Below are 24,976 nucleotides of genomic sequence, written 5' to 3'. Positions count from 1 at the left end.
TTCAGGGTCAGGACTGTGACTTCCGTCAAACACAGCCCGATGCAAGCACCCAACGCGCTCGCCGTAAACTCGCTGCCCCATGCCCCAGACTCTGGCCGCCCCGGCGCACAGCGAACTCATCATCAAGAAAAGCCGCTTCATCGGCTGCGTGCAACCCATGGCCGACCGCGCCAGCGCCCAGGCCGCCGTCGATGCCTTGTGGAAGCAGCACCCTGGCGCCGCCCACATCTGCTGGGCCCTGCTGGCGGGCGGCCAGTCGGCGGCAGTGGACGATGGCGAGCCCGGAGGCACTGCCGGCCGCCCCATGCTGGACGTGCTGCGCCACCAGGACCTGGAAGGCGTGCTGGCCACTGTGGTGCGCTATTTTGGCGGGGTCAAGCTGGGCGCGGGCGGCCTGGTGCGCGCCTACACCGACACCATTGCCCAGGCGCTGCTCACCGCCCCCAAGGTCACGCTGCAGCGCATGACCACCCTGCAATGCCAGGTGCCCTATGCCCTGGAGGGCTTGCTGCGCCGAGAAATCGAGGCGGCAGGCGCCGAACTGGTGGATGTGCAGCATGGCACCCTGGTCACCTTGCAACTGCGGCTGCCCCAGACACAAGCGGCACCCTTTGTGCAACGCATCAACGACCACGGGCAAGGCCGCGTGGGCTGGTCGGATGTCGAGGCCTGACCCCGGGCTACGCCTTCATACAAAGGGTTGGGAAGCGCCCCGGCAAGCCCCCCACAGCGTCGTCGTAAAACGGCGTGCATGCCTACAGCGTTGGGGCCGTTCACGCTACACACTCCGGCTTTTCCGACTCCGAAAGAGCCCCATGCCCCAACCGCTCGACACCATCATCATCGGCGCCGGCACGGCGGGTCTGGCCGCCTTGCGTGAAGTGCGCAAGCGCACCGATCGCTACCTCATCGTGAACGAAGGCCCCTGGGGCACCACCTGCGCCCGCGTGGGCTGCATGCCGTCCAAAGCGCTGATCGAGGCAGCCAACGCCTTCCACCGCCGCCACACTTTTGAGGAATTCGGTCTGCGCGGCGCGAGTGCTCTGACCGCCGACCTGCCTGCCGTGCTGCAGCGCGTGCGCGCACTGCGCGATGACTTCGTGGCAGGCGCCACCCAGGCCACCGACGGGCTGGGCAGCGCCCAGAGGTCAGGGCGTGCAACGCTGCTGGGGCCACGTGCGGTGGACATCGACGGCACGGCTTACGCCACACGCAGCATCATCATTGCCACGGGGTCACGCCCCCGCGTGCCCGATGAATGGCTGGCGTTTGGCGACCGCATGCTCACCACCGACACCTTGTTCGAGCAACCCAGTCTCAGCCCCCGCGTTGCAGTGATCGGCATGGGACCGATCGGGGTGGAGCTGTCGCAAGCCCTGGCGCGGCTGGGCCTTGAGGTGGCGGCATTCACCACCGGCCACACGCTGGCCGGGCTGAGCGATCCCACGCTCAATGCCGAACTGGCCGCTCTGCTGAAACAAGACATGGTGCTGCACATGGGCGCTAACGCGCAGCTGCGCGAGGTGCCCGGAGGCATCGAGGTGGCGAGTGGCGCCAACCGTGTGGTGGTGGACCAGGTCATCGCCGCGATGGGCCGAGTGCCCAACATCGAACACCTGGGCCTGGAGACGCTGGGCGTGCCCCTGGATGCGCGCGGTTTGCCCACCGTAGACCCGCAAACCCAACAGATTGGCGGCCTGCCGGTGTTTTTGGCGGGCGACGCCAACACCCACACCCCGTTACTGCACGAGGCGGCCGATGAGGGTCACATTGCGGGCCTGAACGCACTGGCCCCCACGCCCACGCGCTTTCGGCGCCGCACCTTGCTCTCCATCGTGTTCGCCGACCCCAACGTGGCGGTGGTGGGGCCGCGCGTGGCCGACATGGACCCGCACAGCACCATCACTGGCACCGCAAGCTACGCAAACCAGGGCCGCGCCCGCACCGCGCAGCGCAACCAGGGACGCCTGTGCGTTTATGCCGACCATACGAGTGGTCGCCTGCTGGGTGCCGAGTTGTGCGCCCCCGATGGCGAGCACCTCGCCCACCTGCTGGCCCTGGCTGTGCAGCAGCAGCTGACCGTGCATGATCTTTTGGGCATGCCGTTCTACCACCCCACGCTGGAAGAAGGCCTGCGCACCGCCTTGCGCGACGCAGCCCGACAGTTGCCGAACGCCCGCACCTCCGACCTGGCCGCCTGCCCAGCCCTGGGGGTGCCTGCGCTGGACTAAGGCAATGCAGAACAGCGCAGCTTCACCGCCCCCTGCACATGTAACAACCCTCAAGCTCGCTTTTGTAGTGCCGATAAACCACCATTGCCCCAAGGAGTCACCATGGACGTCGCCCTGACCAACAGCATCGTCAACACCGCTACCAGCCTGGCCAGCGCCAAGACGTCCGACGCCCTGAACATGGTGGTGCTGAAAAAGGCGCTCGACATGCAGGCAGTATCGGCCGCCACCATGATCGACGCCATGCAGCAGTCCATGCCCCAGCCTCAGCTGGCCACCAGCGGTACGCTGGGGACCAACGTCAACACGTTCGCCTGAGGGGCTGAGCCCCCTCCTCTCTCTCGGCTCTGGCGGCTCAGCGCAAACGCGCGGGCGACAGCCCTTCCACACCCACGCCCTCGCGCACCAGCTCGTCGGCCAGCGGCTCGCCGCGCAGCAGCTGCCGCGCCAGCAACGAGGCGCCCGCCGCGCTCTGAATCCCATATCCGCCCTGCCCGGCCAGCCAGAAGAAGCCGGGCACATGGTTGTCCCAGCCAATCACCATGTCGCCATCCGGCACAAACGAGCGCAGCCCGGCCCAGGTGTGTGACGGGCGGCGGATCTGGAAGCGGGTCATTTCCTCGATGTGATAGATCCCGGTGGCCACGTCCAGCTCTTCGGGTACCACATCGTGCGGGTGCGTGGGGTCCGCATTGGCCGGTGAGCCCAGCAGTTGCCCCGCATCGGGCTTGAAGTAAAAGCTTTCGTCGATGCCGATCACGGCCGGCCAGTGGGTGGCGTCCATGCCCTCTGGCACGGGGAAGGTGAACGCCGTGCGGCGGCGTGGCTCCAGCCCGATCGGCGGCACGCCTGCCAGGCCCGCCACCACATCGGCCCAGGCGCCCGCAGCGTTGACGAGGGTGGGGGCGGCAAACACCCGCCCATCGGCCAGCGTCACCTGCCACACAGTGCCTTCGCGACGCACGGCCGTGACCTCGGCGTGGGTCAGCACCTGGCCGCCACGCTGGCGCAGGCCGCGCAGGTAGCCCTGGTGCAGGGCGTTCACGTCGATGTCCGCCGCCTCGGGCTCGCTCATGCCTGCGGCCACAGCCTCGGGCTTCATGCAAGGCAGCATCGCCAGCAGCTCGGCATGCCCCACCCACTGCACATTGGGCGAGGTGGCGTGCGCTTCCTCGTAGGTTTGTTTCAGCAAGTCCAGCTGGTCGGGCCCGGCCACATAGACCACGCCCCGGGGCGAGAGGATGGGGTCGGCGCCAAACTCAGGCGGCGGCGCATCGTAAAACGCGCGGCTGGCCCGGGTCAGCGCCTGGATGTTGGGCGTGCCATAGGTCACCATGTAGAGCGCGGCCGAGCGGCCGGTGGTGTGGTAGCCGGGCTGCGATTCCCGCTCCAGCAGCAGCACGCTGGCGCCCTGCCCTCCGGCGCCGGGCTGTACCAGTTGCCAGGCCACGGAGGCCCCGGCAATGCCCGCGCCGATGACGATGGTGTCTACGGTTTGCATCTGCTCCTCCTGCTCAAACGGCCGACACCTGCGCTGCCGATGCCGCACGGTCGTCACGCGGCAGGCTGCGGGCATCGCGGGGGTCGGGTGCCACGGTCACGATGGAGGTCAGCGCGGGTTCGGCGCGCGTCTGCATCAGCTTGGCCATGTCAGGGCGTGGGCGCGCCAGCCCGGCAATGCCCTTGAACGCCTGCTCCAGCGCATGCCCCACGCCCAGCGTGTGGCGGTCGGCACGGAAGCGCCCCACGATCTGCAGGCCAAACGGCATGCCGGCGTCGTCCAGCCCGCACGGCAGGCTGAGTGCCGGGTGGGTGGTGAGCGTGGTCACATACGTGAGCGCCAGCCAGCGGTAATAGTTGGCCTGCGGCTCGCCGTTGATGTGGCTGGCAAACAGCTCGGTCCACGCAAACGGCGATACCGGCGTGGTGGGCGCGAGGATGATGTCGTAGTCCTCGTACAACTTCTGGAACCGCGCCAGGATGCGTGTCTGCTCTGCCTGCGCCCAGGCGCTGTCCAGCAGCGTCATGGCGGCGCCCATTTCGTAATTGGCGCGGGTGTTGGGGCCCAGGCTGGCGGGGTCGCGCTCATAGGCCTCGCGCGTGCTGGCCACAAAGGCCTCGGCGCGCAGCACGTCAAAGCAGCGGTGCACATCGCCCAGATCGATGTCGATGGCGTCGCAACGCGCAAACACGTGCTTCATGGCTCGCACCTTGTTGCGGAACACGGCGCGGATGCCGTTGTCCACAGCGCAGGCGCCAAAGTCCTCGGTGGTGGCCACGCGCAGGCGGCTCAGGTCCACGGTTTCAGGCAGCAAGAAACTCATCGGGTCCAGCGGGTAGCTCAGCGGGTCGCCGGGCGACATGCCCGCCGATGCGGCCAGTTGCAGGCAGGCCTCTTCCACCGTGCGGCCCATGGGGCCAACCACCGAAATCGGCGTCCAGCCCAGCAGCTTGCGCGAGCTGGGCACCACGCCGGGCGAGGGCCTGAAACCCACCACACCACAAATGGACGCCGGAATGCGCAGCGACCCGCCCGTGTCCGAGCCCGTGCACACCGGCAGCATGTCGCACGCCAGCGCAGCGGCCGAGCCGCCCGACGACCCCCCGGCGTTCAGGTTCGGGTTGAACGGGTTGCCCGTGGCACCCCACACGGTGTTGCGCGAATTGGCGCCCGCACCCATTTCGGGGATGTTGGTCTTGCCGGTGACGATGGCGCCCGCTGCGCGCAGGCGTGCCACCAGCACGTTGTCCTCGGCCGGAATGTGTTCGCGGTAGATCTGCGATCCGTAGGTGGTCAGCAGGCCCGCCGTGGCCTCCAGGTCCTTCACGCCCATGGGCAGGCCATGCAGCAGGCCCAGCGGCTCGCCGCGCAGCACCGCCCGCTCGGCCGCCTTGGCCTCGGTGCGGGCGCGGTCGTAGCAGGTGGCGGTGACGGCATTCACATGCGGGTTCACGGCCTCGATGCGTTCAATGCACGCGTCGAGCAGCTCCACCGGCGAAATCTCGCGCGTGCCAATGCAGTGGCGCAGTTCGTTGGCCGTCAGCTCAACCAGGGCTTGGGGGTTTGTGGTGGTCATCTCGGGCTTGTCTCCTTGTTCTGGTCCCACGGGTTCAGTCTGCGGTGATGGCGGCACGCTGTGCAATGGCGCGCATCAGCGGCAACTCCTTGTCGATCAGCTCGGCCAACACCTTGGACGAAGCATAGGACGGCTCGAACCCTACCGCGATCATCTTGTCACGCGTCTCGGGGTCTGACACCACCTGGGCCAGCGCCAGCTCCAGCCGCGACTTCACCGCCGGTGGCAGCCCACGCGGCGCCACCATGGCCAGCCAGGTGTCCATCTCCAGGCCCGGGTAGCCACTCTCGGCCAGCGTGGGCACCTTGGGCAGCAGGGCCGAGCGCTTGCCAGACGTCACCGCAATGGCCTTGATCTTGCCGTCCTTGAGCTGCGGCAGCGCGGCCGACACGGTATCGACAGTGAACGGAATCTGCCCACCGAGCAGGTCGGTCATGGCGGGCGCACTGCCCTTGTAGGGCACATGCTGGATCTTGAGGCCCGCTGCGTGGAAGAACATCTCGCCCGCAAACTGCGACGTGGTGCCCGTGCCGAACGAGCCATACGAATACTTGTCGGGAGCCGCCTTCACCAGGGCCACAAACTGCTTCAGGTCGTTGGCAGGCACATCCTTGTTGGCCAGCAGGATCAAGCCCGTGCGGCCCGTGATGCCGATGGGCTCAAAGCTCTTGACCGGGTCGTAGGGCAGCTTGGCGCGCACCGCAGGATTGACGGTGAAGGTGGTGCCCGAGCTCATGAGCAGCGTGTAGCCATCGGGGGCTGCCCGCGCCACCGACGTCGCACCAATCACCGTGCCTGCACCGGCGCGGTTGTCAATCACCACGCTCTGGCCCAGCTTGTCGCCCAGCTTTTTGCCGATCAACCGCCCCAGTACATCGGTAGCACCACCGGGCGGGAACGGAATCACCAGCGTGATCGGCTTGGTGGGGAAGGCAGCCTCCTGCGCCATGGCCGGGGCCCACGCAGTGGCGCCCAGGACGGCACAGACGGCGGCAGACAAAAGCAGTTGCTTGCGGTTCATGGCGTGGCTCCAGATAAGAAAGTGAGGAGAAAGAAGAGAAAAGAAGGTGCTCAGCCATCAGGCCTGCGCAGCCAGCACGGCCCGCCCGCGCTGTACAAAGCCCTGGTACTGCGCATCGGGCACCAGCAGGCCGCCCGTGGTCCACACCAGGTGGGTGGCCTGGGGCAACACCGCGTCGATGCCCGTGCTGCGCAGCCAGGCCTGCCCGGCGGTGGTGCCCGTCAATATGGCTGGGCCGCTAAAGCCTGCGGCGGCCGAGGGCTCGATGCGCTCGCCCAAGGCGTCCAGCACCCGCACCAGGTGCGCAAACAGGGTGTCGTCGGCCACGGTGAACACGCCTGACAGCAGCGGCCGCATCAGCTCGGCCGCCAGCAGCGATGCACGCGGCACGGCCAGGCCATCGGCCTCGGTGCGGTTGGTCAGGCCCCAGTCGTAGACCGAGGGGTGCTGCCCCACACCTTGCGTTGCATCGGCCATCATTTGCACCATGAAGCATGGCGACTGCACCGGCTCCGCAAAGAAGCAGTGCACATGCGGCCCCAGCACGTGCCGCAGGCCAAAGGTGATGCCTGCGGGCGCGCCGCCCACACCACACGGCAGGTAGACGATGAGCGGGTGCTCGGCATCCACCGCCACACCTTGCTCTGCCAGTTGCTTTTGTAGATGCAGCGCCGCCGCGCTGTAGCCCAGCAGCAGCGAGAACGATTGCTCGTCGTCCACAAAGTGGCACAGCGGGTTGCTGGCCGCCTCGGCACGGCCTGCGGCCACGGCGCGCTCGTAGTCGCCCGCGTGTTCCACCACCTGCACACCACGCTTTCGCAGACGGTCTTTCTTCCAGTCCTTGGCATCGGCCGACATGTGCACCGTGGCCTGAAAGCCCAGGGCCGACGCCACCACACCAATGCTCATGCCCAGGTTGCCGGTAGAACCCACCGCCACCTGGTAGCGGCCCAGCACCTCGCGCGCCTGCGGCGTCGCCAGCGCGCGGTAGTCACCGCCGGGCTGCACCAGCCCATGCTGCAGCGCCAGCCCCTCGGCAAACTCCAGCACCTCGTGCATGCCACCCCGGGCCTTGATGGAGCCGGCGACGGGCAGGCTGTGGTCGGCCTTGATGAACAGTCGGCCTTGCCCCTCGGCCATGCCCAATGCGAGCTGCAGCGCCGTAGCGGGCAGCAGGGGCGACTCCACCACGCCACCTGTTGCGGCTAGCTCGGGGAACACCTGGGCCAGCAGCCCGGCAAAACGCGCCAAACGCGCCGCCGCCCCTTTCGTATCATCCAGACTAATAGTCCTGCCCAATGCGGACATCGCTGCGGCAGGCTGCACCTCCCGGGCTGCGTTGGTCCACAAAGCAGGCTGGGCATTGCGCAAACGGGCAGCCAGCAAGGCATCCAAGGCAGGTTGGGTCTCGGCAGTCGTCATGGCATCTGTGTCTCGAAGAGTGTTGCCCTCATTCTTCGCCTGTCACGCCACCATCACAAACCATTTATATTGAGCGAAACATTAGTATTAATAATGGATATTCGCCTCTCCCCTTCCCTGCTCGCTTGGCTGCGCAGTTTTGATGCAGCGGCCCGCCACGGCAGCTTTACCAAGGCGGCGGCCGAGCTGTGCATCACCCAGGGTGCCGTGAGCCAGCAGGTCAAGCAGCTTGAAGACTGGCTGCGCCGCCCCCTCTTCTTGCGCACCCCGCGCGCGCTGGTGCCCACGCCCGAGGGCAAATGGCTGGCCGTGGTGCTGCGCGAGAGCTTTGATGCCATCGAAAGCACCCTGGCCCAGATGCGCCAACCGGCCGAGGCCGCCACCGCCACGCTGAGCTGCTCTCCCTCGTTTGCCATGAGCTGGCTCACGCCCCGGTTGGGCGACTTCTTTCGCCAACACCCGCACACCGGGCTGCGCGTGTTTGGCGAGTTCCACACGCTGGACCGCACCCGCATGGTGCGCGACGGCGTGAAGGCCGCCGTGCGCTTTGACCTGGGCGGCTACCGCGACCTGAACGCCACCGTGTTCCTGGACGAATGGCTCATTCCGGTGGCCAGCCCCGAGTTCCTGGCCCGGCACCCGCCCATCAACACGCCCGAGGATCTGCACGGAGACTGGCTGCTGCACGACGGCAGCGCCTGGGATGGTGCAGACACCTATGAGGAATGGCAGCACTGGTTTGCGCAAAGGGGCGCCACGCCCCCGCCCTGGGCCGGCGGCCAGCAATTCAACCTGTCGCAACTGGCACTGGGCGCCGCATTGGCCGGCCAGGGCATCGCCATGGGCCGCGCCGCGCTGGTGCTGCAGGACGTGAAGGCCGGGCGCCTGGTGCCGCTGCTGGGACGCAGCGTGCCATCGCGCGCGGCCTATTCGTTTGTGACCACCACCCACCCGAGCCCGGCGATGGAGCTGGTGCGGGAGTGGCTGGTGCAGGAAGCGCAGCGGTTTTGCGCAGAGCGCAGCGAGGTATTGCCTCCATTGGCTTTGCCCTAAACCTAGCATGGCGCAAATAATTTGTATATTTTTCTACTCTTTGATTATAAAAAGAGTATAAATAGCATCATGTCAACCGATCTCATCCCCACCCTCGCCGCCGCCCGCAAAGCCCACCAGATGACCCAGGCCCAGCTGGCGGAAAGTGCGGGCCTCTCCCGCATGACGGTGCAGCGCACCGAAGGCGGCGACCTGGACCCCCGCTATTCCACCCTGGCCGAAATGGCGCGGGTGCTGGGCATGGACATCATTGCCGTGCCCAGCAGCCTGCGTCCCAGCCTGGAGGCGTTCATTCAGTCCGGCGGCAAGTTTCTGGGCCAGCCCGAGGGGGTGGATGCGCCACCCTCGGTCGTGGACAGCCTGCGCCGCTGAGCTTGGCGACGCCCCACCGCACTGGCAGGCCCACGCCCCATGAGCACCTCCATCCGCTACCTGCGCCTGTACCTGCACCGGCCCCCGCAGGCGAGCGGCAGCGCGAGCGAGTCAGGTACGACAGCAAGCCGTCGTGAAGCGATTGGCTACCTCTCGCAGTACGGCGACATCCTGCGGGTTTCGTTTGACGAGAGCTACATCCGCAACCCGCAGCGCCCCACCCTGTCGCTCAGCTACCAGGGCGCGGACGAAGCGGCCACGCAGCAAATTCTGGCGTCGGCGCGCGATGCGCGGCTGGTGCGCACCGACGGGCGCTGGCCGGTGTACTTTCAGAACCTGCTGCCCGAGGGCCACAACCGCGAGCGGCTGGCGCGCGAGCGGGGCTGCAGCCCCGACGACGAGTTCGAGCTGCTGGCTGCAGCAGGCCACGACCTGATGGGCGCGCTGGAGGTGGAACCCGTGCCCGCGCAGGACGGCATCCCGGACGTGGTGCGCTATTGGCACACCACCCAGGGACTGGATGTGCTGGAGCCAGGGTTTGTGGAGTTCCCGGTGGAAGACGCGGCCTCGCTGCCCGGCGTGGTGACCAAGTTCAGCGCGGTGCAGGAGGGCCGCCGCTACACCGTGCACCGCCGGGGCGCGGCGGGCAGCGTCATCCTGAAGCTGCCCACCACCGCCCACCCCGATCTGGTGGCCAACGAGTACACGGGCTACCAGCTGTGCAAGGCGCTGGGCCTGCATTGCGCCGATGTGCAAGTCATCACCCGCGCCGAGGCCGACCTGCCCGACGCCGTGCCCTTCAACGAAATATTGGCCGTACAGCGGTTTGACCACCTGCCCGGCGGCGCCCGCGTGCACATGGAGGAGTTCAACCAGGTGCTGGGCTACACGCCGCGCCAGAAATACGGCAAGTCGCACGGCAAGGGCGTGCTGCAGGACTGGGCCACCATGCTGCGCGTGCTCAACCGCCTGAGCCGCCAACCCGTGCAGGACACGCGCGAGTTTCTGGCGCGCATGGTGGCCTTCATCCTGATGGGCAACACCGACGCGCACCTGAAAAACTGGGCCCTGGTCTACCCCGACGGCCGCGTGCCCCAACTGGCCCCGGTGTACGACCCCGTGTGCGTGGCCGCGTTTTTTGAGGGCGTGCCCGACCAGCAATACGCGGTGAACCGCGCCATCGACAAAACCCTGCGGGCACTGACCTGGGACGACATGGAAGGCCTGATGAAATCGGCCGGGCTGCTGCGGGTGCCCCGGCACCTGGCGCTGCTGCGCGATGTGGTCAAACAGGCCCAGGCCGACTGGCCCGTGCTGCTGCAGGATGCGCCACCGGCAGTGCGCACCACCGTGCAGCAGCGGCTGACCGGTGCCGTCCGCATCAGCCAGAGCACCCGTACGGGCGCGGCAGGCGAAGGCTGAATGCTCACGATTTAATAGCTGTCAGCGCATATTTCACTAGCGCTACAGACCGATTTTGGTCAAATATTTGCTTCAAATACTAGTGCCCAGCGCGGAAGGTGCTTGCCTGAGGCCTTGGATCGTTGGTGGACTCTTCCTGCCCCTCACACCGGCGCCCCAAACCACGCGCCCACCCCCGCCGTGATCGCCATGGCCAGTGCCCCCCAAAAGGTCACACGCCAGGCACCCACAGCCATCCCCGCGCCGCCTGTGTGTGCAGCCAAGGCCCCGAGCAATGCCAAAAACACCAGTGCAGAACCTGCCACCGCATACAGCAGGCTGCTGGCGGGCGACACCACGGCAACAGCCAGTGGCAGTGCGGCCCCTACCGCGAAGCTGGCCGCCGAAGTCAGGGCCGCCTGCACCGGACGGGCAGCGAGTGCCGTGGACACCTGCAGCTCGTCCCGCGCATGGGCGCCCAGCGCATCGTGCGCCATGAGTTGCGCCGACACCTGCTGAGCCAGTTCAGGCGTCAGGCCTCGGGCGACGTAGATGGCGGTCAGTTCGCGCGCCTCAGCCGCCGGGTCAGCAGCCAGTTCGGCCCGCTCTCGGTCCAGGTCCGCCTTTTCGGTATCGGCCTGCGAATGCACCGACACATATTCGCCCGCCGCCATCGACATGGCGCCCGCCACCAGCCCGGCCACTGCCGTCATCACGATGGTGGACTGGCTGGACTGCGCAGCAGCCACGCCCACCACCAGGCTGGCGGTGGAGACGATGCCGTCGTTGGCCCCCAACACGGCCGCGCGGAGCCAGCCAATGCGGTCAGAACGATGGCCTTCGGTGTGGGCACGGCGCGGGGTATGGGGCATAGCGGCTTTCGCGGTGGAGGTGTAGAAGCCCCTACCTTACCGCTGCCCGGCACGCCGAGCCACCCAGGGCGCCACTGCGGGTTGAAGTTTGTTTACATCCTCTTGCACCGCACGCTGTCCGATATCCACAGTTTTGGATAACCTCGCAAGGCAGCGCCACGCAGGTTCCTGGCGTTGAAAGCTCCGTGTTGAGACACCGTCAGTTTCAAGATCATCCGCCCACACCCCGAAAAGGACGCCCATGGCCAAGATTCTGGAAGTGAAGTACGAGAACCAGTCCGATGCACGCGTGTGCGAAGTGGCCTATGAGAGCCAGGCCGACCTGTGCTGGCACGAGGTGGGCTACGCCACACAGGCCACGGGCGATGCGCTGTGGTTCTTTGTGAACTACGAGAACCAGGCCAGCTTCAAGATTTTCAAAGTCAAACGCGAGAGCCAGGCGGATCTCAGGATCTTCAAGGTGGCGCATGCAGAGCAAGCCGGCTGGCGCACGCTGGGGCATACGCTCAAGGGCAAATTGGCCTGACGACGCCGAACACGCCTGAAGCGGCCACCAAGCCCTCCGGCCATGCGGATGCAGGTTGCACGGGTGTACAGCCCCCGCCAACTTCCTCCGCCAAGTCAGGAGCCGTTGTGGGAGACCTCAACCACCGATGTACTTTTGCAGTTGCTCGCCCAGCCCCGTGGCGCCCAAGCGCACCACATCGCCGGGCTTGAGGAACCACGGTGCGGGCTTTTGCCCCAGGCCCACGCCAGCAGGGGTGCCAGTCAGGATAAGGTCGCCCGGCTCCAGGGTCAAGAACTGGCTGATGTACGACACCACGGTGGGCACACCAAAAATGAAGTTGCGTGTGCTGCCGTTTTGCACGCGCTGGCCGTTCACCTCCAGCCACAGGTCGATGGCGTGGGGGTCGGCCACCTCGTCGGCCGTGACCAGCCAAGGGCCGATGGGCGCAAAGGTGTCATAGCTCTTGCCCTTGTCCCACTGGCCGCCACGTTCGATCTGCCAGGCACGCTCTGACACATCGTTGGCCAGCACATAGCCGGCGACATGGCTCAAGGCATCGGCCTCGGTCACATGGCGGGCGCGGGTGCCGATGACGATGCCCAGCTCTACCTCCCAGTCCGTCTTGGTGGCGCCGGGGGGAATGCGCACATCGTCATTGGGGCCGCTCAAAGCGGTCACGGCTTTCATGAACAGCACCGGCTCGGCGGGCGGCTGCATGCCCGCCTCTTTGGCGTGGTCGGCATAGTTGAGGCCCACACACACGATCTTGCCCACACCGCCCACCGGGCTGCCCAGGCGGGGCGAGCCGTACACCGCAGGCAGGCGGCTGGCGTCGATGGCGGCCAGCGCGGACAGGGTGCGGGGGTTGAGCTGTGCGGGGCCGATATCAGGCAACAGCATGGACAGGTCGCGCAGCGTGCCCTGGGCGTCTACCAGGCCGGGGCGTTCTGCACCAGGCTGGCCGTAGCGGATGAGTTTCATGGGGTGTCCTTGTCTCTTGGGATGAATGTGTCTCTTAGACCACCCACCAGCATAGCGGCACGCCGCCTTGCGCGTGTGCACGATTGGCCGCCCCAGACTTGCCCGATGGCGACGCCCCGCTGCCAGCACACAGCCCGCCGCGCGCGTAACATCACGGGGGCCGCCGCTTAACCCAGCAGCTATCACAATGATAGCTATCGAGGCATGAATCACCGGCGCATCAGCCACCTTCCACTCCATCTTGCACCCATGGCACCCGCCACCGCCTCGCCTCCTTCCCCCGAAACGCCCGCGCGCCCGCAGCCCCGCAACCCGACCGACCTGTTCTGGTCCTTCACCTGGCTGGCCCTGCAGGGCTTTGGGGGGGTGCTGGCGGTGGTGCAGCGCGAGCTGGTGGAGAAAAAGCGCTGGATGACGAACGAGGAGTTCGTCGAAGACTGGGCCGTGGCGCAGATCATGCCGGGCCCCAACGTGGTCAACCTCAGCATCATGATTGGGGACCGCTACTTTGGCCTGCGCGGCGCGTTTGCGGCGCTGGCGGGCATGCTGACCTTTCCGCTCATGCTGGTGCTGGCACTGGCGGTGGTGTACGCACAGTTCTCAGCCCAACCAGCCGTGGCCGGCGCGTTGCGTGGCATGGGGGCTGTGGCGGCGGGCCTGATTGCGGGGGTGGGCATCAAGCTGTTTGTCTCCATCCGCAACCACCCACTGGGTCGCCCCCTGTGCCTGGCCATCACGGCACTGACCATCATCGCCATGGCCTGGCTGCGCTGGCCGCTGTTCTGGATCCTGCCGGTAATCGGCGGGGCCGCCTGCCTGCTGACCTGGAGAAAGCTCGCGCCATGAGCACTGCCGCCCCCCTCACCGCACCGCTGATGGCCCTGAGCATCGGCGACTGGTTCAACCTGTTCCTGTACTACCTGTCGCTGTCGCTGCTGGCCGTGGGCGGCGCCATTGCCACCGCGCCCGACATGCACCGTTTCCTGGTCGAACGCCAGGCGTGGCTGACCGACCCGCAGTTCAACGCCTCCATCGCCATCGCCCAGGCGGCCCCGGGCCCGAACGTGCTGTTCATCGCCCTGCTGGGCTGGAACGTCGGCATCAACGCCGGCGGCCCGGGCGTGATGGGCTGGCTGTTGGGCACCCTGGGCATGGCGGTGTGCATGCTGGGCGTGATGCTGCCCAGCAGCCTGCTGACCTGGACGGCCACGCGCTGGGGCCACCGCAACCGCGAGCGGCGCGGCGTGCGCGCCTTCAAGCAGGGCATGGCCCCGGTCGTGATCGGCCTGCTGGTCGCCACGTCCTGGGTGCTGGCCCGCGCCCATGGCGAATGGACCACCGACTGGCCTCTGTGGCTGCTGACCGCCACGGCCACGGTGCTGGTGTGGCGCACCAAGCTGCACCTGCTGTGGATGCTGGGCGCCGGTGCACTGCTGGGTGCGCTGGGGCTGGTCTGAGGGTTTGAGAGACCGGGGTGTGCTGCGCAACCCTCGGCAACGGGCACGATTTCTTTCTCTTTTTTTGAAAGGCACATCCATGCAACTCCGCTCCCTGGGCCGCTCGGACCTGCAGGTCTCGCCCCTGTGTTTTGGCGGCAATGTGTTTGGTTGGACGGCCGATGAAGCCACCTCGTTCGCACTGCTCGACGCGTGGGTGGACGCAGGCTTCAACTTCATCGACACCGCCGATGTGTACTCGCGCTGGGCACCGGGACACACCGGGGGCGAATCCGAATCGGTGATCGGCCGCTGGCTCAAGCGCAGCGGCAAGCGCCACCACATCGTGCTGGCCACCAAGGTGGGCAAGGACATGGGGGATGGCAAGGTGGGCCTGCGCCCTGCCTACATCCGCCAGGCGGTAGAGGCATCGCTTCAGCGGCTGCAGACCGACCACATCGACCTGTACCAGTCACACGACGACGACACCACCGTGCCGCTGGCCGACACGCTGGGCGCGTACGCCGACCTGATCCGGGCCGGCAAGGTGCGTGCCATTGGTGCCTCCAACTACAGCGCCGCGCGCTTGCAGGAGGCCCTGCAGACCAGCGAACGCCTGGGCCTGCCGCGCTACGAAAGCCTGCAGCCGCTGTTCAACCTGTACGACCGCGCCGTGTTTGAAGACGCGCTGCAGCCGCTGTGCGTGCAGCAGCAGGTGGGTGTGATCAACTTTTATGCACTGGCCGCCGGGTTTCTCACGGGCAAGTACCGCACGGCGGCCGACGCGGCCAAGAGCGCACGCGGCGCCAACACCACGGCCAAGTACCTCAACGACCGGGGGCTGCGCATTCTGGCGGCGCTGGACGCCGTGGCACAACGCTACAACGCCACGCCCGGCCAGGTGGCCGTCGCCTGGCAGATGATGCAACCGGGCATCACCGCGCCCATTGCCAGCGCCACGTCAGTAGCCCAGCTGCACGAGCTGGTCACGGCCACCCAGCTGCAACTGGACAGTGATGCGCTGGCCCAGCTGGACGCTGCCAGCGCCCAAGGCTGAATCCAAACAAAAGGGCCCGCGCGTGCGCGGGCCCTTGGCGCATGGCTTGACGGGTTGCGGGGTGAACGGAATGACGCCCCTCAGCCCATAAGCCCATCAGCTGATCCGGCGACCGTTCTCCGCGTAGATCGCCAGGTAGATGGCGTCCGAGCCGATGTAGGGCGCCTTGTTGCCAAAGCCCACGTTGAAGTCGCCAAACGACAGCGAGCGGATGGCGGTCAGCCCGGCGCGCAGGCGCTCGCGTGTGGGCTCCTTGCCCGCGTTCTTCAGGCCTTCGATCATGATTTGCGCGTTGAGCCAGCCCTCCAGCGCGCTGTTGCTGTTCAGGAACGCCGGGTCCCCACCCGTGGCCTTCATCGTGGCCTGGAACTTGCGCACCGCCACCGACTTTTGGGAGTTGGCATCGGGGAACACCTGAACCAGCGCCAGGCCACGCGTGGAGGCCGCCAGCTTGGGCAGCTCCGACGAGATCACGGTGACGGACAGGCCGGCCAGCGGCACGCCTTGCGCCTTGGCACGGAAGGCCTGCACAAACGCGGTGTTGGCCGTGCCCGTAGTGGCCAGCAGCACGGCGCCGGGGCGCTCGGCCGCCACCTTGTCGGCCAGCTCGGCACCGTTCTTGCCGTCCACAGCCAGCGCAAACTCGCCGCCGCGCTCGACCTTGATCTCGTCCAGCGCGGTGGACATGTCCTTGAGCACCTCTTTGCCAAACGGGTTGTCCAGGTACACCACCGCAATGCGCTTGAGGCCCATTTCCACGATCTGCTTGACCAGGCGCTGGGTTTCTTCGCGGTAGCTGGGGCGCAGGAAGAACACGTGCTTGTTGGCCGCTGCACGCAGCGATGTGGCGCCAGTCACCGGACCCACGGTGGGGATGCCCTTGGACTCGATGAGCGGCAGGATGGACGCGGTGTTGGCCGTGCCCAGGGGCGAGATCAGTGCGAACACCGACTGCGCCTCCACCATCTCGGTCACGTTCTTGAGGGTGCGTGCAGCCACATAGCCGTCGTCCTTGACCTCCATGCGGATCTCGCGGCCCAGCACGCCACCGGCGGCATTCACCTCGGCAAAAGCGGCCTTCATGCCCGCCACCTGCTCGATGCCCGCCTGCCCCAGCGGGCCCGTCAGCGCGATGGAGCAGCCCAGGGTGACGGAGCGCGCGGTCAGGGCCTCTTCGGCCGCCATCGCGGTGCGGGCCCATGCGGGCAGGCCAGTGGCGGCGACGGCCTGGGTGGCACGCAAAAGAAATTGGCGACGGCTCATGGTGTGCAAGGCGGGTAAAACAAAGGCGCGGAGGCTACCGGGCACCGCGCCTTTGCACCTGTCCAATGGGCGACAAAGGGTGGCGGCAGCACATCAAATCAGGGTTTCTACCGAGACACGAGCCCTGAGAAACACCAGAGGCGGTGCTCCCCACCAAGACGTTCTGCCCCGCGTACGCTCAGTCGTCCAGCAACTGGGGCAGCAACGTAGCCGCCGTGCCCTTCAGCACCTGGTGGGCCACCTCATCCAGCGCACTGGGCGCGGGGTTGAGCACCACCACCCTGGCACCGGCGGCCCGTGCCTGGTGGGCCAGTCCCGCGGCGGGGTACACCGCACCCGCCGTACCCACCACCAGCATCAGGTCGCACTGCTTGGCCGCCTGCTCGGCGGCTTCCAAGGTCGCCAGCGGCAAAGGCTCGCCAAACCACACCACGCCCGGGCGCAGCAGGTTGCCGCAGCGGTCGCAGTACGGCGGGTGGCCGGCCACTGCGTGATCGACGACGCAGCAGTTGCGCGGGGTGTTGAGCCAGCGGTCCTGAAAGATGTCGCCGTGCAGGCACAGCACGCCGGTGCTACCCGCGCGTTGGTGCAGGCCGTCCACGTTCTGGGTGATCAGGGTGATGCAGTCGGGGTGGCTGCGCTGAAAGTCGGCCAGCGCCCGGTGCCCGGCGTTGGGCGACACGCCGGCCAGCAGGTCGCGCCGGTACTGGTACCAGTCCCACACGCGCTGGGGGTGGGCGCGAAAGCCTGCCTCCGTCGCCATGTCTTCGGGGCGGAACTGTGCCCAGTACCCCGTCTGCGCATCGCGGAAGGTAGGCACGCCCGACTCGGCACTGACCCCGGCGCCCGTCAGCACGGCGATGCGCTGGCTGTGCCGGACCCAGGCTTTCACGGTGTCCAGCATGGAACCCTCGTTGATGCGTGCAGCGGGCCAGGGATCAGGTCCGCTGGCGCAGCGCCTCGTACAGGCACACGCCGCTGGCCACCGACACGTTCAGGCTTTCCACCGCGCCTTTCATGGGGATGCTGACCAGCTCGTCACAGGTCTTGCGCGTGAGCTGGCGCATCCCGTCGCCCTCGGCGCCGAGCACCAGGGCCACGGGGCCTTTCAGGTCTACCTGGTAAATGGTCTTGGGCGCATCGTCGCTGGTGCCGATGCACCAGATGTTGCGCTCCTTGAGTTCGTTCAGCGTGCGCGCCAGGTTGGTAACCATGAAGTACGGCATGGTCTCGGCCGCGCCGCTGGCCACCTTGGCCACGGTGGCGTTGATGCCCACGGCATGGTCCTTGGGGGCGATGACGGCATGCGCGCCCGCTCCGTCAGCCACTCGCAGGCAGGCGCCCAGGTTGTGCGGGTCGGTGACGCCGTCCAGCACCAGCAGCAGGGGCTGCTCGATGCCACCGGCTTCGAGGTCTTCCAGCAGTTCATCCAGCGAGGTGGCCACCTTCACGGGCTCGACCCGCGCGGCCACCCCCTGGTGGCCGTGGCTGCCTGCCAGCTTGGCAATGCGCACACTGTCGGCTTCGATGAGGCGGGCACCGGCCTCGCGGGCGCGGTCGAGAAACTGGCGCATGCGCGCATCGCGGCGCGTGGCTTCGTAGTAAATCTCGATGATGGATTGCGGCGCGGTCTTCAGACGCACGCCCACGGCGTGAAAGCCGAAGAGAACTTTGGGGCTGGACATGGGGGAGATTATCCGCTGGGCGCGACACTATCCATCAGGACACTATCAATTTCATAGCTGCTAGCGCTTGTTTCACTAGCGCCTGCAGCCTAAAAAACTCGAATAATCCTGCCAACCCCTTACACAACACGCCCTGCGTCGATGGTGATGCGCCGCTCGCACTGGGCAGCAATCGCACGGTCGTGGGTCACCAGCACCAGGGTCGTGCCCAGCTCGCGATTGAGCTCGAACATGAGCTTCATGATGGTTTCGCCCGTCGCAAAGTCCAGGCTTCCCGTGGGTTCATCGGCCAGCAGCACGGCCGGTTGCACCACAAAAGCCCGGGCCAGGGCCACGCGCTGCTGCTCGCCACCTGATAGCACCTTGGGGTAATGCGACAGGCGCTGGCCCAGCCCGACCCGCGCCAGCATCTCGGTGGCGGCCTTGCGCGCATCGCGGCGCTCGGCCAGCTCCAGCGGCAGCATCACGTTTTCCAGCGCCGTCAGGTTGCCCATGAGCTGGAAACTCTGGAACACAAAGCCCACTTTCTGGGCGCGCAGCGCAGCCCGTGCATCTTCGTCAATGGCAAACAGGTCCTGGCCGTCCAGGCGCACCGTGCCACGGGTGGGCGTATCGAGCCCCGCGATGATGGACAGCAGCGTGCTCTTGCCCGAGCCCGAGGCGCCAACGATGGCCGCCGTTTCCCTGGCAGCCAGGCGGAAATCGATATCCCGCAGAATGTCGAGGGTTCCGGTGGAATCCGTCACCGACTTGAACACATGCTCCACGGCAATGATGGGGGTGGCGGGCGGTGTCTTGGGCAGCGGGGAGGGTTCGGACATGAAAGGCTCTTTACTTTGATTCGCAATCTGCAGCAACGGCGCCACTTTATCCTGAGCGCATCTATCGGCCTGGTGGTGGGGCTTTGTGCGCCCACGGCCTTTGCGCAGGCCGCCGCCAAGGCAGGGACTGCCGGACGCCCTTCGGTGATTCTGGTGCTGGGGGATTCGCTCAGCGCCGAATACGGCCTGGCGCGGGGCACGGGCTGGGTGGCACTGCTGGAAAAACAACTGGCGCAAGACAAGCTCGCAGCCACCGTGGTCAATGCCAGCGTGAGCGGCGAGACCACCTCGGGCGGCCGCTCGCGCCTGGCTGCACTGCTCGCGCAGCACAAGCCCAGCCATGTGGTGATTGAACTGGGGGGCAACGATGCCCTGCGCGGCCTGCCGCTCAAGAACACCGAAGAGAACCTGGCCTGGATGACCCAGGCGGCGCAAAAGGCCGGGGCCAAGGTCTTGCTGGTGGGCATGCAGGTGCCGCCCAACTATGGCACCGACTACGCGAACAAGTTTGCGGGCCTGTTCACCACCGTGGCGCAGACCCACAAGGCGGCTGTGGTGCCATTTTTCTTGAAGGGTGTGGCTGACGGACCGGACCCGACCCGCCTGTTCCAGCCCGACCGCATTCACCCTCGCGCCGAAGCGCATCCGCAGATGCTGGCCAACGTGTGGCCAGAGCTCAAAAAGCTGCTGCGTTAGGGAGTCGCTGCACGCATCGAGCGGTCAGTGTGCGCTGCGGATCGGGAGGGGCTGCCAGGCGCAAAACGCAGCAATAGCCGTAGCTATTGCGAGTATCTGCAACGCTGCAGACCGCCAGAGACTGCAGATGCACAGGGCGCGGCGATTTGTGCAGCGGACCCCTGTGAAGCAGCCAGGTCACTCAGCCTGCAGGCTGCTCGGGATGGCCTGCAGCGCCCGCTGGCTGGTCATCAGCGGGCTGGTCATCCCCTTGCGGATCGTTCGGCCTGCGCTGTGTTTTGGCCCTCAGCTTCTCTTCCTTTTTTTGTTTTTTGGCGAGTTCGCGCTGGCGTTTTTCGTATCCGTAGTTGGGTGTTGCCAAGGTAGTTGCTTCCTGAAGTTGAGACTCACTGTAACAGGACGGGGTTTTCAGGCCCCTGCCGGGGTGCGCTGCAGCGGAATGACGGCAGCTCGGTACGCATGCCAGCTGGCAAAGCCCAGCACAGGCCCCGCCAGCACCAGGCCCACCCCCCAAAACCACAGCGAGACGGCCACGATGAGGGTGATCAATGCCCCCCACAGCAGCATCACGCCGGGGTTTTCAATCACCACACGGATGCTGGTGATGCCCGCAGTCAGCGCGTCGGTGTCGCGATCCAGAATCATGGGGATGGACACCACGGAGGTGGAAAACACCAGCGCCGCAAACACACCGCCCACCACCGTGTACACCGCCACAAAGCTCCAGTTCTGCGGGTTGAACACCGCCTGCAGCACGCCGGTGGTCGAGGGCATGCCGGTGTTGAAGAACACGGCAAACACCACCAGCGAGGCCCTGCCCCAAAGCAGCTCCAGCACCACCAGCACCAGCACCAGCATGCCCATGCTGCCCATGTGGCTGTCCCAGCAGGTAAGGGATTCGCTCAGCTGCGGCTTCAGACCCGCCTCCCGCCGACGGCTGGTGTCATACAGCCCCATGGCCAGAAAAGGCCCCACCAGCAGACAGCCACTGGCGAGCGACATGGTGTATTCAGGCCGCGTGCGGAACACCCAGCCCAGCACCACGGCCATGGCCCAAAAGCACACGCCGTAAAACACCGCAATGCCAGGCGCTGCTCGTACGTCGTCCAGCCCCCGCATCAGCCACCGAAAAGGGTCGGCCAGATGCAACGGCTGCAGCTGCACAGGTTGCGCCGTCTGGGCCTTTACGCGGTCGGCGATGGCCTCGGCCTGCCGGGCCTCGGAGGTGTCTGGAGTACCAACGGTGTCCGGCCCGGGCTTGGAAGATGTCGCGTTCATGCCGCCACACTAAGCCCGCGCGTTCGGCTGCGCCACTGAGGAAAGCCCGTAGCCCGACCCACATCTGCCCAATGGGCAAGGGGCCAAACAGCAGCTCAGGCGGCGAAGGCCCGCTCCATCGCCTGCTGCAGATCACGCCGCAGGTCCTCCACCGCCTCCAGCCCGATGGAAAAACGCACCAGCGTGCCCGGTTTCAGGTGGGGCGACGGGCGGCTGCGCATGCTGGCGATGGTGTAGGGCACCACCAGGCTCATGGGGCCACCCCAGCTGTAGCCCAGCTTGAACAGGCGCAGGCTGTCGCAGAACACATCCACTTGCTGCTGGGTGTAGCGCGCGTCGATCATCACGCTGAACAGGCCGGCCGCCGCGCCCTGCCCGCCCTCTGCAGCGCCGCACAGCGCCTTCCAGTGGGCATGGCCGGGCGCGCCCTCCAGCGCAGGGTGCAGCACTTGCGCAATGGCGGGCTGCTGCTGCAACCAGCGCGCCAGCTGGCGTGCGGCTTCGTCGTGTGCGCGGTAGCGCAGGCCGATGCTGGGCAGGGCGCGCAGGATCGCCTCCGCATCGTTGGCGCCCACGCCCAGGCCCAGCCGCATGTGGGTGAGCTTGATCTTCATGTGCAAGCCCAGGTCGCGCGTGATGACGCTGCCCATGAGCACATCGCCGCCACCGCTGGGGTACTTGGTGAGCGCATGGGCAGAAATGTCCACGCCCAGGCTGCCATCGCCCGTCAGGTCAAACGGCGCAAACGCCAGGCCCGCACCCCAGGTGTTATCCAGCGCAGTGGTCACGCCGCGTGCGCGGCAGATGCGCACCTGCTCGCACAGGTCGGGGAACTCCATGCTCACCGAGCCGGGAGCCTCCAGCCACACCAGCCGGGTGGCGGACGTGATGCGCGCAGCCAGGTCGGCAGGGTCCAGCGGGTCGTAAAACGCATGGGTGATGCCGAAACGGGCCAGCTCGCCGTTGGCAAAGTCCTTGCCGGGACCGTAGGCGTTGTCGGGAATCAGCACCTCGTCGCCGGACTTGAGCAAGGCCATCCCCACGTTGGCGATGGCGGCGAGGCCGCTGGGCACCAGCACACACTGCAGGCCACCTTCCAGCGCGCACAGGCGTTCTTCGAGGATGAAGGTGGTGGGCGTACCGTGCAGGCCGTAGGTGTAGCCGCTCTTGTCCTTCCACTCCCGCGAGCGCATGGCCGCGACGTTGGGGAAGATGACCGTGGAGGCCTTGAACACTCCGGGCTGGGGGGCTACAAAGCCGTCCGGAGGCTGGTAGTCGTGGTGGACGAGGTGGGTGGCAAGATCAAGGTCGTGGTCTTTCATGCCAGCCATGGTAGCGCGCCGGCCGGTGGTGAACCGGGCGGCGCGTGGGTGCGGTAATCAGGGCTGTGCGGCATACGCCGCCCGCCCCGTGGTCCGGCATTAGCTGGCGGTGACGACCAGCTGGTTGTTGACCGAGGTCACGCCGGTCACGCTTTTCGCGATGGTTTCCGCGCGGTCACGGGCTACGGTAGAGGGCGCGGGGCCGTTCAGGGTGACCTTGCCGTTCACGGTGTCGACGTTGATCTTGAGCGCGCTCAGATCGGGGTCCTTGGCCAAGCCCGCATTCACCTGGGCGGTGATGGTGGCGTCGTCAATCGCGCCCTTGGCGGTGTTGGCGGCGTCCTTGGCGGTAGCTTCTGCATTGGCGGCGCCCTGCTCCATCTTGGTTTCGGCGCTCTGCATGGCGCTCTCGGCCTTCACTCGGGCGTCGGCGGCGGCTTGTTCGGTCTTTTCGACCGCAGAGTCCAGACGCTGGCCCACCGTGGGCTCTTCGGTCTTGCCGCATGCCGCAAGACCCAAGGCCAGGGCGCTGACGGCCAAGATGCTGGCGATGCGGTGGGCGGGACGATCCATCAGGTTTTGGGAATTCATGCTTTGACTCCTTGCGGTTAAGACATGGGCAGACTGTAGGCAACCGGTCCAAGACTGCGGGTCGGACAGGACCGAAGTGCCTGTAGGACGAAGGAGCCTGCGGTCCGCCACCACCGCTGACCTTGCCTATTGGGAAGAGCCGGGGCGCCGAGGTCCCGGGCGCGCGACAATCGAGGGCATGACCCTGCATTCGCTCGCACGCTGGCTTCCTTTTTTGAAATGGCCCCGCCCGGATCGGCAACTGCTCAAAGGCGAGTTCTGGGCAGGCATGACGGTAGGGTTGATGCTGGTACCCCAGGGCGTGGCCTACGCTGCGCTGGCGGGCATGCCTCTGGTCACCGGCATTTATGCATCCCTGATTCCGGCGCTGGTCGCCGTGCTGTTCAGCTCCTCCACCCGGCTGGGGGTGGGCCCCACCGCGCTGACAAGTCTTCTGATCGGCGCCTCCCTCACCGGCTTGGCCGAACCCGGCAGTGCGCAGTGGGTGGCCCTGGCCGCGTGGATGGCCCTGCTGTCGGGGCTGCTGCAGATGGTGATGGGCATCGCGCGATTTGGCTGGTTGCTCAACCTCGTGACCTCGCCCGTGCTCAATGGTTTTACGCAGGCGGCGGCACTGCTGATCCTGGGCTCGCAACTGGCGGCGCTGACCGGGTTACGCGCCGCCGACTGGAGCGCTCTGCTCTCGACGCCCTCGCCCGGCCTGTTTGACCTGACGGCCGCAGGCTTTGGCCTGGGCAGCCTGGGCTTGCTGATGCTGGCGCGCCGCTGGCTGCCGCAGTTTCCGGCCGCGATTGTGGTAGTGGGCGCGGCAGGTGCCTTGAGCTGGGCCCTGGGCTACGCAGACGCGGGGGGTGCTGTGGTGGGCGCCTTGCCCTCGGGCTTGCCCGCCCCCTACTGGCCGGGCGCCCTGTCCTGGTCCAGCTTCAGCGCACTGGTCATGCCCGTGCTGGTGGTGACGCTGGTGAGCTTTCTGGAGACCGCGTCCAGCGCCAAGGTGGAAAGCCAGCGCTCCAAGGAGCAGTGGAACGAAAACCAGGACCTGATCGGCCAGGGCCTGGCCAAGATCAGCAGCGGCCTGTGCGGCAGTTTTGCCACCAGCGCATCCTTTTCGCGCTCAGCCATCAACCTGTATGCTGGCGCCAAGACCGGCTGGGCCACGCTGTTTGCGATCAGCCTGGTGCTGGTCGTGCTGCTGTGGCTGACGCCTGCGCTGTACCACGTCCCGCAGTCGGTGCTGGCGGCGGTCGTGGTCACGGCTGTCACCAGCCTCATCAAGCCTGGCACCCTGCTGCGGCTGCGGCGGGTGTCGCGCGTAGAGGCTGTGATCGGCGGCGTCACCTTTGCCCTGACCCTGGCCACCGCCCCGCGCATGTACTGGGGCGTACTGGTGGGTTTGTTGATGAACCTGAGCCACTTCCTGTACCAGCGCCTGCACCCGCGCATCATCGAGGTGGGCCTGCACCCGGACGGCAGCCTGCGCGACCGGCACCTGTGGCAGCTGCCACCCCTCGCCCCCCGGTTGCTGGCGCTGCGCATGGATGCGGAGCTGGACTTTGCCTCCGCCAGCGCGCTGGAGCGGCGCGTGACCGAGCATCTGGCCGCCCACCCCGAGGTGGTGCACCTGTGCCTGCTGGCCCAGCCCATCAACCGCATTGACGTGACGGGCGTCGAAACCTTTGCCCAACTGCTGGCGCAGATGGAACTGCGGGGCGGCACCTTGCATCTGAGTGGCCTGAAGCTGCCGGTGGAGCAGGTGCTACGCCAAGCCGGCCTGCTGGACCTGCGCCCCGGGCTGGCCATGTACCGGACCGACGCCGAGGCGCTGGTGGCACTGCAGCAGCTTCCCGAGCCCGTGGCGCGGGCGTGAGCCGGGTTTTACCTACGCTGCG

Annotated in this window: 26 protein-coding genes; 12 read left to right on the top strand and 14 right to left on the bottom strand. The window is 66.9% G+C overall.

Going from position 1 to position 24,976, the window contains the following annotated elements; genetic code table 11:
* Positions 1-79: 79 nt before the first annotated feature.
* The 3 genes from C380_RS11225 to C380_RS11215 all read left to right on the top strand — a co-directional run bounded on the left by C380_RS11225 (position 80) and on the right by C380_RS11215 (position 2,549).
* The gene (locus C380_RS11225) at positions 80-673 is read left to right on the top strand and encodes a YigZ family protein (RefSeq protein ID WP_015013968.1); all 594 of its coding nucleotides are present in this window, start codon (positions 80-82) and stop codon (positions 671-673) included.
* Between the two features lie 142 nt (positions 674-815).
* On the top strand, positions 816-2,231 hold the full coding sequence (locus C380_RS11220) for a dihydrolipoyl dehydrogenase (protein ID WP_015013967.1): 1,416 nt from the start codon (positions 816-818) through the stop codon (positions 2,229-2,231).
* A 102-nt stretch (positions 2,232-2,333) separates the two neighbouring features.
* A complete protein-coding gene (locus C380_RS11215) occupies positions 2,334-2,549 on the top strand; it encodes a YjfB family protein (protein WP_015013966.1) in 216 nt (71 codons plus the stop codon).
* 37 nt (positions 2,550-2,586) lie between these two features.
* On the opposite strand, the gene C380_RS11210 is transcribed toward C380_RS11215, so the two are convergent.
* The 4 genes from C380_RS11210 to C380_RS11195 are packed head-to-tail and all read right to left on the bottom strand — an operon-like array spanning position 2,587 to position 7,751.
* Positions 2,587-3,732, bottom strand: coding sequence for an FAD-binding oxidoreductase (locus tag C380_RS11210; protein ID WP_015013965.1), 1,146 nt, complete (start codon positions 3,730-3,732; stop codon positions 2,587-2,589).
* 13 nt (positions 3,733-3,745) lie between these two features.
* Positions 3,746-5,308: an amidase gene (locus C380_RS11205; protein ID WP_015013964.1), complete on the bottom strand. Its 1,563-nt coding sequence runs from the start codon at positions 5,306-5,308 to the stop codon at positions 3,746-3,748.
* 34 nt (positions 5,309-5,342) lie between these two features.
* Positions 5,343-6,329 (bottom strand): tripartite tricarboxylate transporter substrate binding protein, encoded by a 987-nt coding sequence (locus tag C380_RS11200; protein WP_015013963.1) that lies wholly within the window; start codon positions 6,327-6,329, stop codon positions 5,343-5,345.
* Positions 6,330-6,386: 57 nt separating this feature from the next.
* The gene (locus C380_RS11195) at positions 6,387-7,751 is read right to left on the bottom strand and encodes a D-serine ammonia-lyase (protein WP_015013962.1); all 1,365 of its coding nucleotides are present in this window, start codon (positions 7,749-7,751) and stop codon (positions 6,387-6,389) included.
* Positions 7,752-7,844: 93 nt separating this feature from the next.
* Here C380_RS11195 and C380_RS11190 point away from each other — a divergent pair, with 93 nt between their 5' ends.
* The 3 genes from C380_RS11190 to C380_RS11180 all read left to right on the top strand — a co-directional run bounded on the left by C380_RS11190 (position 7,845) and on the right by C380_RS11180 (position 10,598).
* Positions 7,845-8,804, top strand: coding sequence for a LysR substrate-binding domain-containing protein (locus C380_RS11190; protein ID WP_015013961.1), 960 nt, complete (start codon positions 7,845-7,847; stop codon positions 8,802-8,804).
* A gap of 69 nt (positions 8,805-8,873) precedes the next feature.
* On the top strand, positions 8,874-9,176 hold the full coding sequence (locus C380_RS11185; protein WP_015013960.1) for a helix-turn-helix transcriptional regulator: 303 nt from the start codon (positions 8,874-8,876) through the stop codon (positions 9,174-9,176).
* A gap of 39 nt (positions 9,177-9,215) precedes the next feature.
* On the top strand, positions 9,216-10,598 hold the full coding sequence (locus C380_RS11180) for a type II toxin-antitoxin system HipA family toxin (protein ID WP_015013959.1): 1,383 nt from the start codon (positions 9,216-9,218) through the stop codon (positions 10,596-10,598).
* A 143-nt stretch (positions 10,599-10,741) separates the two neighbouring features.
* On the opposite strand, the gene C380_RS11175 is transcribed toward C380_RS11180, so the two are convergent.
* A complete protein-coding gene (locus C380_RS11175; protein ID WP_015013958.1) occupies positions 10,742-11,449 on the bottom strand; it encodes a VIT family protein in 708 nt (235 codons plus the stop codon).
* Between the two features lie 241 nt (positions 11,450-11,690).
* Between C380_RS11175 and C380_RS11170 the strand changes: the two genes are divergently transcribed.
* On the top strand, positions 11,691-11,975 hold the full coding sequence (locus C380_RS11170) for a DUF6150 family protein (protein ID WP_015013957.1): 285 nt from the start codon (positions 11,691-11,693) through the stop codon (positions 11,973-11,975).
* 117 nt (positions 11,976-12,092) lie between these two features.
* Here the strand turns inward: C380_RS11170 and C380_RS11165 are convergent, their stop codons facing one another.
* The gene (locus C380_RS11165; RefSeq protein WP_015013956.1) at positions 12,093-12,938 is read right to left on the bottom strand and encodes a fumarylacetoacetate hydrolase family protein; all 846 of its coding nucleotides are present in this window, start codon (positions 12,936-12,938) and stop codon (positions 12,093-12,095) included.
* A 249-nt stretch (positions 12,939-13,187) separates the two neighbouring features.
* Between C380_RS11165 and C380_RS11160 the strand changes: the two genes are divergently transcribed.
* From C380_RS11160 to C380_RS11150, 3 genes are all read left to right on the top strand, one after another.
* A complete protein-coding gene (locus C380_RS11160) occupies positions 13,188-13,784 on the top strand; it encodes a chromate transporter (RefSeq protein WP_015013955.1) in 597 nt (198 codons plus the stop codon).
* Positions 13,781-14,395 (top strand): chromate transporter, encoded by a 615-nt coding sequence (locus C380_RS11155; RefSeq protein ID WP_015013954.1) that lies wholly within the window; start codon positions 13,781-13,783, stop codon positions 14,393-14,395. The genes C380_RS11160 and C380_RS11155 overlap by 4 nt, the downstream gene beginning before the upstream one ends.
* 79 nt (positions 14,396-14,474) lie before the next feature.
* Positions 14,475-15,431: an aldo/keto reductase gene (locus tag C380_RS11150; protein WP_015013953.1), complete on the top strand. Its 957-nt coding sequence runs from the start codon at positions 14,475-14,477 to the stop codon at positions 15,429-15,431.
* A 96-nt stretch (positions 15,432-15,527) separates the two neighbouring features.
* Here C380_RS11150 and C380_RS11145 read toward each other — a convergent pair whose 3' ends face one another.
* The 4 genes from C380_RS11145 to C380_RS11130 all read right to left on the bottom strand — a co-directional run bounded on the left by C380_RS11145 (position 15,528) and on the right by C380_RS11130 (position 19,200).
* A complete protein-coding gene (locus C380_RS11145) occupies positions 15,528-16,694 on the bottom strand; it encodes an ABC transporter substrate-binding protein (protein WP_015013952.1) in 1,167 nt (388 codons plus the stop codon).
* A 178-nt stretch (positions 16,695-16,872) separates the two neighbouring features.
* Positions 16,873-17,598: an NAD-dependent deacylase gene (locus tag C380_RS11140; protein ID WP_015013951.1), complete on the bottom strand. Its 726-nt coding sequence runs from the start codon at positions 17,596-17,598 to the stop codon at positions 16,873-16,875.
* A gap of 34 nt (positions 17,599-17,632) precedes the next feature.
* Entirely contained in the window at positions 17,633-18,379 is a 747-nt protein-coding gene (gene rlmB / locus C380_RS11135) for a 23S rRNA (guanosine(2251)-2'-O)-methyltransferase RlmB (RefSeq protein ID WP_015013950.1), read from the bottom strand.
* Positions 18,380-18,498: 119 nt separating this feature from the next.
* Complete coding sequence (locus tag C380_RS11130; protein WP_015013949.1) at positions 18,499-19,200, bottom strand: ABC transporter ATP-binding protein; 702 nt, start codon at positions 19,198-19,200, stop codon at positions 18,499-18,501.
* Positions 19,201-19,215: 15 nt separating this feature from the next.
* Here C380_RS11130 and C380_RS11125 point away from each other — a divergent pair, with 15 nt between their 5' ends.
* The gene (locus C380_RS11125) at positions 19,216-19,896 is read left to right on the top strand and encodes an arylesterase (RefSeq protein WP_015013948.1); all 681 of its coding nucleotides are present in this window, start codon (positions 19,216-19,218) and stop codon (positions 19,894-19,896) included.
* Positions 19,897-20,077: 181 nt separating this feature from the next.
* Here the strand turns inward: C380_RS11125 and C380_RS24460 are convergent, their stop codons facing one another.
* From C380_RS24460 to C380_RS11110, 4 genes are all read right to left on the bottom strand, one after another.
* Positions 20,078-20,257 carry a hypothetical protein gene (locus tag C380_RS24460; RefSeq protein ID WP_082564946.1) on the bottom strand — a complete coding sequence of 60 codons (180 nt, stop codon included), beginning with the start codon at positions 20,255-20,257 and terminating at the stop codon, positions 20,078-20,080.
* Positions 20,258-20,304: 47 nt separating this feature from the next.
* Positions 20,305-21,174, bottom strand: a complete 870-nt coding sequence (locus C380_RS11120) for a DUF2189 domain-containing protein (RefSeq protein ID WP_015013947.1) — start codon at positions 21,172-21,174, stop codon at positions 20,305-20,307.
* A 95-nt stretch (positions 21,175-21,269) separates the two neighbouring features.
* Positions 21,270-22,505 carry a PLP-dependent transferase gene (locus C380_RS11115; protein WP_015013946.1) on the bottom strand — a complete coding sequence of 412 codons (1,236 nt, stop codon included), beginning with the start codon at positions 22,503-22,505 and terminating at the stop codon, positions 21,270-21,272.
* Positions 22,506-22,595: 90 nt separating this feature from the next.
* Positions 22,596-23,087, bottom strand: a complete 492-nt coding sequence (locus C380_RS11110; RefSeq protein ID WP_015013945.1) for a BON domain-containing protein — start codon at positions 23,085-23,087, stop codon at positions 22,596-22,598.
* Between the two features lie 178 nt (positions 23,088-23,265).
* Between C380_RS11110 and C380_RS11105 the strand changes: the two genes are divergently transcribed.
* The gene (locus C380_RS11105; RefSeq protein WP_015013944.1) at positions 23,266-24,954 is read left to right on the top strand and encodes a SulP family inorganic anion transporter; all 1,689 of its coding nucleotides are present in this window, start codon (positions 23,266-23,268) and stop codon (positions 24,952-24,954) included.
* Positions 24,955-24,976: the final 22 nt, after the last annotated feature.

It is taken from the genome of Acidovorax sp. KKS102, assembly GCF_000302535.1.
Taxonomy (GTDB): domain Bacteria; phylum Pseudomonadota; class Gammaproteobacteria; order Burkholderiales; family Burkholderiaceae_C; genus Acidovorax.
This window is presented reverse-complemented; position numbering and strand designations above follow the sequence as displayed.

What these genes read in the sequence shown, in the direction of transcription:
- C380_RS11225 (WP_015013968.1), top strand. Translation starts at nt 80, where the DNA reads ATGCCCCAGACTCTGGCCGCCCCGGCGCACAGCGAACTCATCATCAAG.
- C380_RS11220 (WP_015013967.1), top strand. Translation starts at nt 816, where the DNA reads ATGCCCCAACCGCTCGACACCATCATCATCGGCGCCGGCACGGCGGGT.
- C380_RS11215 (WP_015013966.1), top strand. Translation starts at nt 2,334, where the DNA reads ATGGACGTCGCCCTGACCAACAGCATCGTCAACACCGCTACCAGCCTG.
- C380_RS11210 (WP_015013965.1), bottom strand. Translation starts at nt 3,732, where the DNA reads ATGCAAACCGTAGACACCATCGTCATCGGCGCGGGCATTGCCGGGGCC.
- C380_RS11205 (WP_015013964.1), bottom strand. Translation starts at nt 5,308, where the DNA reads ATGACCACCACAAACCCCCAAGCCCTGGTTGAGCTGACGGCCAACGAA.
- C380_RS11200 (WP_015013963.1), bottom strand. Translation starts at nt 6,329, where the DNA reads ATGAACCGCAAGCAACTGCTTTTGTCTGCCGCCGTCTGTGCCGTCCTG.
- C380_RS11195 (WP_015013962.1), bottom strand. Translation starts at nt 7,751, where the DNA reads ATGACGACTGCCGAGACCCAACCTGCCTTGGATGCCTTGCTGGCTGCC.
- C380_RS11190 (WP_015013961.1), top strand. Translation starts at nt 7,845, where the DNA reads ATGGATATTCGCCTCTCCCCTTCCCTGCTCGCTTGGCTGCGCAGTTTT.
- C380_RS11185 (WP_015013960.1), top strand. Translation starts at nt 8,874, where the DNA reads ATGTCAACCGATCTCATCCCCACCCTCGCCGCCGCCCGCAAAGCCCAC.
- C380_RS11180 (WP_015013959.1), top strand. Translation starts at nt 9,216, where the DNA reads ATGAGCACCTCCATCCGCTACCTGCGCCTGTACCTGCACCGGCCCCCG.
- C380_RS11175 (WP_015013958.1), bottom strand. Translation starts at nt 11,449, where the DNA reads ATGCCCCATACCCCGCGCCGTGCCCACACCGAAGGCCATCGTTCTGAC.
- C380_RS11170 (WP_015013957.1), top strand. Translation starts at nt 11,691, where the DNA reads ATGGCCAAGATTCTGGAAGTGAAGTACGAGAACCAGTCCGATGCACGC.
- C380_RS11165 (WP_015013956.1), bottom strand. Translation starts at nt 12,938, where the DNA reads ATGAAACTCATCCGCTACGGCCAGCCTGGTGCAGAACGCCCCGGCCTG.
- C380_RS11160 (WP_015013955.1), top strand. Translation starts at nt 13,188, where the DNA reads ATGGCACCCGCCACCGCCTCGCCTCCTTCCCCCGAAACGCCCGCGCGC.
- C380_RS11155 (WP_015013954.1), top strand. Translation starts at nt 13,781, where the DNA reads ATGAGCACTGCCGCCCCCCTCACCGCACCGCTGATGGCCCTGAGCATC.
- C380_RS11150 (WP_015013953.1), top strand. Translation starts at nt 14,475, where the DNA reads ATGCAACTCCGCTCCCTGGGCCGCTCGGACCTGCAGGTCTCGCCCCTG.
- C380_RS11145 (WP_015013952.1), bottom strand. Translation starts at nt 16,694, where the DNA reads ATGAGCCGTCGCCAATTTCTTTTGCGTGCCACCCAGGCCGTCGCCGCC.
- C380_RS11140 (WP_015013951.1), bottom strand. Translation starts at nt 17,598, where the DNA reads ATGCTGGACACCGTGAAAGCCTGGGTCCGGCACAGCCAGCGCATCGCC.
- rlmB (WP_015013950.1), bottom strand. Translation starts at nt 18,379, where the DNA reads ATGTCCAGCCCCAAAGTTCTCTTCGGCTTTCACGCCGTGGGCGTGCGT.
- C380_RS11130 (WP_015013949.1), bottom strand. Translation starts at nt 19,200, where the DNA reads ATGTCCGAACCCTCCCCGCTGCCCAAGACACCGCCCGCCACCCCCATC.
- C380_RS11120 (WP_015013947.1), bottom strand. Translation starts at nt 21,174, where the DNA reads ATGAACGCGACATCTTCCAAGCCCGGGCCGGACACCGTTGGTACTCCA.
- C380_RS11115 (WP_015013946.1), bottom strand. Translation starts at nt 22,505, where the DNA reads ATGGCTGGCATGAAAGACCACGACCTTGATCTTGCCACCCACCTCGTC.
- C380_RS11110 (WP_015013945.1), bottom strand. Translation starts at nt 23,087, where the DNA reads ATGAATTCCCAAAACCTGATGGATCGTCCCGCCCACCGCATCGCCAGC.
- C380_RS11105 (WP_015013944.1), top strand. Translation starts at nt 23,266, where the DNA reads ATGACCCTGCATTCGCTCGCACGCTGGCTTCCTTTTTTGAAATGGCCC.